The sequence below is a fragment of the Clostridium sp. 1001270J_160509_D11 genome (genome assembly GCF_015667935.1).
GTDB lineage: Bacteria > Bacillota > Clostridia > Peptostreptococcales > Peptostreptococcaceae > Intestinibacter.
The window spans coordinates 1-8,245 of sequence record NZ_JADPET010000132.1 but is presented as its reverse complement, the minus strand read 5'-3'; the positions used below and the strand labels follow the sequence as shown (position 1 = coordinate 8,245).

The window sequence follows — 8,245 nt, the reverse complement described above, 5'->3', positions numbered from 1 at the left end:
CCAGGATCAAACTCTCAAATAAAAGTTGTTTACCTGCTCAGACTAATCATTATCTGAAATATCTGGCTTGGTTTGTTGTTGGTTTTAATTCGTGTGAATTAAAGTTTATTAATTAACCTACTGTTTAATTTTCAAAGTTCATTTGCTTAACTTGCTTAACTTTTTAAGTTGTTTCGCTCGTTTCAGCTTCTTTAGTTTAACAAACTTAGTGTTGTTTGTCAACTCTTTTTTTAAAAAACTTTTTTCAGCTTTCGTCGCTCTTTCAGACTTACTCGCTTCAAAAGTTTTGTCCTCGTCTCAAGGACAAGTAATACTATACCACCATAAAATATATCCGTCAACACTTTTTTTATATTTTTTTTTAATATTATTTTTATTTTTGTAAATATTATTAATTAGTATTCTAATTTTTGTATTTAATTGCATACATTACATAATAATCTAGATATAATTATATTAAGATATATTGTTTACAATTATCTATAAATATACTTTATTATTAAACTAATATTAAAGTATCAATCAATATTAAATTTATATATAGAGGAGGTATACATATTATGGCTAAATATGCTAGAGAACCTATAAATGGTTTTACACATTTATTTGGGGCAATTTTATCATTCGCTGGTTTATTAATATTAGTAATAAAAACAACACTAGAAAATCCATCCCCTATTGCATTGACAGCAGTAATTATTTTTGGAATTTCTTTAATATTACTTTATTCTGCATCTGCTACATATCATTTAGTTATCGCAAAAGAAAATACTATTAAATTTCTAAGAAGAATAGATCACTCTATGATTTTTATTTTAATAGCAGGTTCTTATGCACCTTTCTGTTTAATATCACTAAATGGTGTTAAGGGATGGGTATTGTTTGCTATAGAAATATTAATAGCAATTCTAGGAGTTGCATTTAAACTAGTTTGGTTTGAAAGTCCTCGTTGGATTTCTACTCTTATTTATGTAGTTATGGGATGGTGTGCAATATTTCTAATTGTGCCTCTTTCTAAATCACTTTCATCTATTGGTGTTATGTTATTAATAGGCGGGGGTGTACTTTATACAATAGGTGCTATTATATATGGAACAAAACCTAAATTTCTTAAATTGAAAAAATTTAAATTCCATGAGATATTCCATATATTCATCTTATTGGGCAGTCTATGCCAATATCTATGTGTTCTTTTATATGTAATTTAATTAGTAAAATAAAAGAAGTTTTGATAAATAACTTTCTATCTATCAAAACTTCTTTTTTATTAAGAATATTTTTATATTTTTATACGGTAAAATCTAAGTGACATGCTACATAATGATTTTCTGATACCTTTCTTAACTGTGGCATCTTTCTACTACAAACTTCTATCGCACATTCACATCTATCTCTAAACGGACATGCATTTACATTATCTATTTTTTTAGATATGTCATTGTTTATTTCTTTTATTGGTTCTGAAAAATCCATTTTTAAATCAAATACAGCTGTCATTAGTGCTTTTGTATAAGGATGCATAGCTAATTTACTTAATTTATGTCCAGGTAGTATCTCAACTATATTTCCTAAATACATAACAGCAACGGTATGACTAGTTTCTGTTACTAAGGCAATGTCGTGACAAACAAAACCTATAGTAAGATTTCTTTCTTTTTGTATTTTATTAATTAAATCAATAATATTTTTTTGTATAGAAACGTCTAATGCTGAAGTTGATTCATCAAGTATTAATAACTCTGGGTTTAAAACTAATGCTCTTGCTATTCCTATACGTTGGCGTTGACCACCACTCATATTATGCGGATATCTATGCATAAATTCTGCTGGTAACTCAACCATCTCAAGATATTCTTTTGCTACTTCTTCTTTTTGATTTTTCTTAATTAGTCCAAAATTTAGAAGTGGTTCGCATATAATATCTTTTACTTTCATTTTAGGATTAAATGCAGTCGATGGATCTTGGAATACCATTTGCACATTACGTCTATGTTGACGAAGTTTCTCTCCCTTTAATTTTGTGATATCTTCCCCATGATATAAAACTTGACCTGATGTAGGTTCTTCTAGTTGCATTATTATTTTCATTAATGTACTTTTTCCACATCCACTTTCGCCTATAATTCCTAAAGTTTTTCCCTTTTCAAAGCAAAGTGATACTTTATTACAAGCTGTCAACTTTCCATTTTTACCAATAGGAAATTCTTTAACTACATTGTCAATTTCTAATACTGTATTTTTTGTTTTAAGCATGTTGTTCCTCCCTCCATGTTGGAACAGATGCTAGTAATCGTTTTGTATAATCACTCGTTGGATTATTTAATATTTCGTCTCTAGTTCCTCTATCAACAATTTCTCCATCTTTCATTACGATTATTTTATCAGCCATATATACAGCAACGGCTAAATTATGCGTAACTATCATAATAGATGTGTCATATTTGTCTCTAAGTTCCATCATTTCTTTTACAATTTGTGATTGTGTTGTTACATCAAGTGCACTTGTCGGTTCATCTGCTATTAATAGTTTTGGTTGGAAAGTCATAGCCATTGCAATCCCAACTCTTTGACGTTGACCACCACTTAATTGGAATGGATATTTTCTCATTATATCCTTCGCTTGTGGCAGTCTCATTCTATTTAACATACCAATTGCTTTTTCTTTTGCCTTATCTTTTGGCATATCTTCATGAACCCTAATATATTCCACGAATTGGCTACCGATTCTTCTATTTGGATTAATCATTGCGCCACAATCTTGGAAAATCATAGACATCTTAGTTCCCCTACATTGATTCCATTGTTTTTGAGTGTAGTTTAGAAGGGAATCGCCTTCAAAGACGATATCTCCTTTTGTAACCTTACCTTGACCTGGAAGTAGACCAAGTACTGATCTTATGACAGTAGTTTTTCCACTTCCACTTTCTCCAACTATGGCTACTATCTCACCTGAACTAATCTCTAAACTAAAATCTTCAATTGTTGGTTTATTGTTTCCATATTGAACAGTTATATTATCTATCTTTAACATAAGATCACTCATCTCCTCCAGATTTTAATTATTTTAATTATTCAGCTGGTTTTATAGCTGTACTTATCCAATAGTAGTCAGCTGTATAAACGTTAGCTCCTTCTACTGATTTTGTACTACATATGTTTCCTTTATAATAACCATGTATTAAAGCTGCACCATCATCTACTAATATTTGTTGCATTTCTTGTACTAAATCTTTTATTTTGTCTTCATCAGTTTCAACTAGTAATTGTTCATATAATTTGTCATATGTATCATTTTTATAAGAACAGTAGTTAGCTTCTGATTTACTATACCAGTTTTCCATATATCCAACTGGATCCCCAACTTGAACTGTTAACCAGTTAGTTGATAATAAGTCATACTCACCTGCAGTAAGTTTGTTCCATTCAGTATCTGCATCTGTTTCTTGTACGTTAACTTTTATTCCGATTTTTTCTATATTAGCAGCACTACCTTCAGAGAACTCTTTTAAGCATCTACTATCATAAGTTAAGAATGATAATTCTATATTTTTTCCGTCTCCATTAAACTCTCTATATCCATCACCATCAGAGTCAACTATTCCAGCTTCATCTAATATCTTTTTAGCTTGTTCTACATCATATGGAGTAGCATCTTTTAATTTATCATATCCATAATCTAAACTTGATGGTAAAACAGATATACCAGCTTCATACATTCCACCAACAGTAGTATTACATAAAGTTTCATCATCTATAGACATAAGAACTGCTTTTCTTAAGTCATCATTAGCAAGAGGTCTATCTTCTTTTTGATTTATATATGCAAATCCAGTTCTTCCTCCAACTACTTCTGATACATTATATTTATCTGATTCTTTTACTTTTTCTAAATCACTTATATTTGATATATTTTCTATAACATCAACATCTCCATTTTCAAGAGCCATGTATTTAGATGTAGCATCTTTTATGAATATAATATTTAATTTTTCATAAGGTACTTCACCATTCCAGTAGTGTTCATTAGCTACCATTTCTAAAGAAGTTCCTTCATTTTTCTTTTCAACAGCATATGGTCCAGTACCTATTGGTTGGTCAGCCATATCAGTATCTGCATCAACATCTACTATTACGAATAGTGGGTTTGATAAAACTGCACTTAAATCTGCATATGCTTGGCTTGTTTTTATTGTTAAAGTTCCTTTTTCATCATCGGCTTCTATAGTTTCATATTTTAAGAATTGAGATGGATGCGCAGTTCCTTTCCCATCTTTTTCTTGTTGGAATGTATATTCTATAGATTTTTTAACTGCTGATGCTGTTAAATCTTTACCATTTGAGAATTTTACTCCATCTCTTATGTGGAATGTCCATTCAGTTTTGTCATCATTTGATTCAACTGAGTCAGCTAAGTATGGTTGTGGTTCCATTTGTTGGTCAAATCTATATAGACCTTCACCTATACCGTATCTACTTACACACCAAGCAGCATTAACTATTGATGATGGATCTAATGAATCAGAGAAATTTGTACACCCAAAGTTTAATGTCTTTGAATCTGCTGATACACTTCCAGATTTTGATGAACTACATCCTGTAACCGCTCCTAATGTCATAGCTGCAATTAATGTTGCAACCATTGCCTTTTTTATCCTTTTAAAAACTTTCATGAAATACCTCCCTATATTTCTCCCTTTTATTTTGATATTTATCTTTTTTTAATTTAATTTTCATTCAAATTAAATTATTAGCTTACTTGACTTTCGCTAGTTTCTTGTCTAACATCTAATATATCTCTTAATTTATCTCCTATTAAGTTAAATACAATAACTACAATACAAATTGCTATACCTGGCGCTATCATTAACCAAGGGCAATTTAATAAATAAGCTCGTCCTTCATTTAACATAAGTCCCCATTCTGCTGCAGGTGATTGTGCACCAAAGCCTAAAAATGAAAGACCTGCAAGTTCTAATATCATTGTTCCTATATCAGTTGTAGCTGTAATAACTAATGTAGGTAATATATTAGGTAAAAGATATTTAACTATAATAGTTGAAGTTTTACAACCAGTAACTCTAGCTGCATAAATATAATCTTCTTCGCATATTTTTAAAACTAAACTTATTGCTAATCTAGCATACTTCGTCCAACTTACAAGCATAATAGCTATAATTGCATTTTTAACACTAGCACCCATTATTCCTGCCATTGCAATAGCTAATACCATACCTGGGAATGAAATCATCATATCTGAAATTCTCATAATCACAGCATTGACAATTCCGCCAAAGTAACCTGCTAAAATTCCTGCTGTTGTTCCTATTAAGAATATCAATACTACTAATATCAATGATGCACTTAAAGATATTCTTGTCCCATAAATTACACGAGATAACACATCTCTTCCCAATTTATCTGTTCCAAGTAAATGTTCTGAACTTGGTGGTTGAAATGCATGTTGTAACTCTGCCGCATAAGGATCATGTGGCGCTATAAATGGAGCGAATATTGCTACAAGTGCTATAGCTATTGCCATTACGATAAGTGCTGAAAATACCTTGTTCTTCTTTATAAATGTTTTAATATTTTTCATCACTAACCTCTCTCTCTAACCTTTGGATCTACTAGTGTATATGAAAGGTCTACTATTAAGTTTATAATCATATAAATAAGTGCTATCCAAAGTACATAAGCTTGAATTATTGGATAATCATAAGCTGTGATTGATGTAACAGCTAAGTTACCAAGACCCGGATATGAGAATATAACCTCTACAACCGCTGTCCCTCCTAATAATGAACCTAACGATAATCCTAATAATGTTATTAATGGTAATAAAGAATTTGGGAATACATGTCTTAAAAGTATTTTTCCATCACTTAATCCTCTAGCTTTTGCACCAATAACATAATCTTTATTTAATTCTTCTAATACTGCTGTACGAACTTGTCTTGTATATTTTGCCGCCATAGCAAATGCTAATGTTACAGCTGGTAAAATCATTGTTTTAAATCCTCCACCTATAGATATTACAGGTAATAGATTTAATTTTAATGCCACTACATATAGAAGTAATAATCCAACCCAAAAGTTCGGCATAGAGATACCTAAAAATGTAATTCCTCTTATAAGGTAATCGGCAAATTTATTTTGTTTTATAGCCGCTATTATTCCACTCGGAACTGCAATCACTAACATTATAATTAAAGATAAAAATGCTAGTTTTAATGTTGGAATTAATCTATCCATTAAAATTCCTAAAACAGGTTTTCCTGAAGAATATGAAGTTCCAAAATCCCCTTGAAGACATGATGTCAACCAATCAAAATATTGAACTAAAAATGGTTTATTTAATCCCATAGCTTCCCTTGTTTGATTCAGCACTTCCTCACTTGGCATTACACCACTTGATGAATACATTGCCCTAACAGGGTCCCCTGGTGCCATATATATTAGTGAAAAAGTTATAAAACTTATCCCTAATAATACGATTGCCATTTGAATCAATCTTTTTGAAATTTGTTTACTATTCAAAATACCTCCTCCTTAAGATAACAATATAAATACTGTTTTCTATTTTTATATTTAATTTTTAAATTCATCTAAGTTTTCTAAGTACTCGATCAGTGACTCACCTAAATCAGATACTTTGTCTTTTTTTCTTCTTATATATCCAAATGAAATACTTCTTTCACACGATATTATCGGAATTGCTTTTATACCATATTCTTGATACTGATTTTTAACAAAGCTACTTGCAATAGAGCCGTGTTCAGTATGTTTTAATGATTGAATTAGAAAACTATCACTATTTGTATAAGATATAGAAACACTATCTCCATTATAAATAATATCTTCTTTTATATGACCTAAGTGGTTATATAATGAGAATTGCTTTTCATGGTATTGAACTAGTTTTATATCTTTTAAATCAGTTTCTTCTACAGAATCTTTCTTATATAGTGGATTATTTCTACCCACAAATAAGTATAAAGGTACTTTTGTTAATTCATGATATTCTAGACCTTTTGATTTAATCTGTTGCTTAAATGCCGACATACTTCGTTTCGATATATATACAAAACCAAGTTCAGCTTTTCTAGCATGTACCCTTCTAATTATATTTTGTACATTCGTTTCAAAGAAATCTAATCTAATATCTTTTCTTGATTGTTTATTATAAAATTGAGACAAATAAAAAGATAATGTGTTGCTAGGAACACTTGATATTGATAAAACATCAATGTTTTGACCTTTTTTAAATTCATTAATTATATTTATATTTTTTAAAACTTCTATGGCATACATGTAAACACTTTCCCCTTGAGGAGTTATTGTAACACCACTTCTAGTTCTATTTAATAAAGTCATATTTAATTCTTCTTCTAATGATTTGACTATTTTACTTACGTTTGGCTGAGTTGTTATTAATGCTTCTGCTGCAGAATGGAAACTCCCCATATCAACACTTACTACAAAATACTGCAATTGTTTTACATCCATATATTTAACCCCATTATTCTTTTTATTTACTATCTACTTTCTTTGATTGTTTTTAAACATTAAAAAACACACTTTTTCAAGCGTGTTAAACAAAACCCCATACAAACAAGGACTTATTGGAACACACCTATACACCGTAGAATAGTTCTCTATTTTTATTATAAAAGCAGGTCTCCTGGCTAAAAAGCATTGTTAGTTTTCCCTTCCCAGAAATTCATCCAGTGGTTTGAAAACCAACCCTTTATCACAGTGACGGGATCGCATTGGATTTGCACCAATTTCCCTATTAATCTGGTATACAGAACTCTTATAACTACTTGTTTTTTCTATATTATAATATAACACATAATATTTTATTAAGTGACATTTTTTTGAGGATTCTTAATTCCAATTTATTATTGTTTCTATTTTTTTATACATTTTTCGACAATACCCTGCCCCCTATCGTTTGTGTAATAAAATATAGCAAATACCTCATTTTAAATTTTTTTTTAAATTTAAAAACTGTTTTACTTTATTTTATTTTGTTATACTAAGTAATTCTAAATATTCCAAATCGTAATAGTTGTTTTTTGTCGATTAATTTTATCTATCAATAATAGATAATATTTTATGTCAATATCGAGGTCTTTTATAATTAAATTTTATTTATTTTATAAATTCATATTATAATTTGTAGAATTATAGCTTTTAATAAAAAATTTAAGTTTCTATTTGTCAAAAAATCCATAAAAAAATA

General features: G+C 29.6%; 7 protein-coding genes and 1 riboswitch. Of the genes, 1 reads left to right on the top strand and 6 read right to left on the bottom strand.

The genetic code is table 11. The annotated features are described in order from the left end of the window. The first annotated feature begins 560 nt into the window (after positions 1-560). Positions 561-1,208 (top strand): hemolysin III family protein, encoded by a 648-nt coding sequence (locus I4U58_RS11135; protein WP_195931419.1) that lies wholly within the window; start codon positions 561-563, stop codon positions 1,206-1,208. 79 nt (positions 1,209-1,287) lie between these two features. Here the strand turns inward: I4U58_RS11135 and I4U58_RS11130 are convergent, their stop codons facing one another. From I4U58_RS11130 to I4U58_RS11105, 6 genes are all read right to left on the bottom strand, one after another. Continuing rightward, the gene (locus tag I4U58_RS11130; RefSeq protein ID WP_195931418.1) at positions 1,288-2,253 is read right to left on the bottom strand and encodes an ABC transporter ATP-binding protein; all 966 of its coding nucleotides are present in this window, start codon (positions 2,251-2,253) and stop codon (positions 1,288-1,290) included. After that, on the bottom strand, positions 2,246-3,031 hold the full coding sequence (locus I4U58_RS11125) for an ABC transporter ATP-binding protein (RefSeq protein ID WP_195931417.1): 786 nt from the start codon (positions 3,029-3,031) through the stop codon (positions 2,246-2,248). Before I4U58_RS11125 ends, I4U58_RS11130 begins: the two co-directional genes overlap by 8 nt. Before the next feature lie 37 nt (positions 3,032-3,068). Then, positions 3,069-4,670 (bottom strand): ABC transporter substrate-binding protein, encoded by a 1,602-nt coding sequence (locus I4U58_RS11120; RefSeq protein WP_195931416.1) that lies wholly within the window; start codon positions 4,668-4,670, stop codon positions 3,069-3,071. A 77-nt stretch (positions 4,671-4,747) separates the two neighbouring features. Continuing rightward, positions 4,748-5,596 carry a nickel transporter permease gene (gene nikC, locus I4U58_RS11115; RefSeq protein WP_195931415.1) on the bottom strand — a complete coding sequence of 283 codons (849 nt, stop codon included), beginning with the start codon at positions 5,594-5,596 and terminating at the stop codon, positions 4,748-4,750. 2 nt (positions 5,597-5,598) lie between these two features. Then, complete coding sequence (nikB, locus tag I4U58_RS11110; protein WP_243269616.1) at positions 5,599-6,537, bottom strand: nickel ABC transporter permease; 939 nt, start codon at positions 6,535-6,537, stop codon at positions 5,599-5,601. 51 nt (positions 6,538-6,588) lie between these two features. Beyond that, entirely contained in the window at positions 6,589-7,506 is a 918-nt protein-coding gene (locus tag I4U58_RS11105; RefSeq protein ID WP_195931414.1) for a LysR family transcriptional regulator, read from the bottom strand. A 147-nt stretch (positions 7,507-7,653) separates the two neighbouring features. After that, positions 7,654-7,830, bottom strand: a riboswitch (cobalamin riboswitch). Positions 7,831-8,245: the final 415 nt, after the last annotated feature.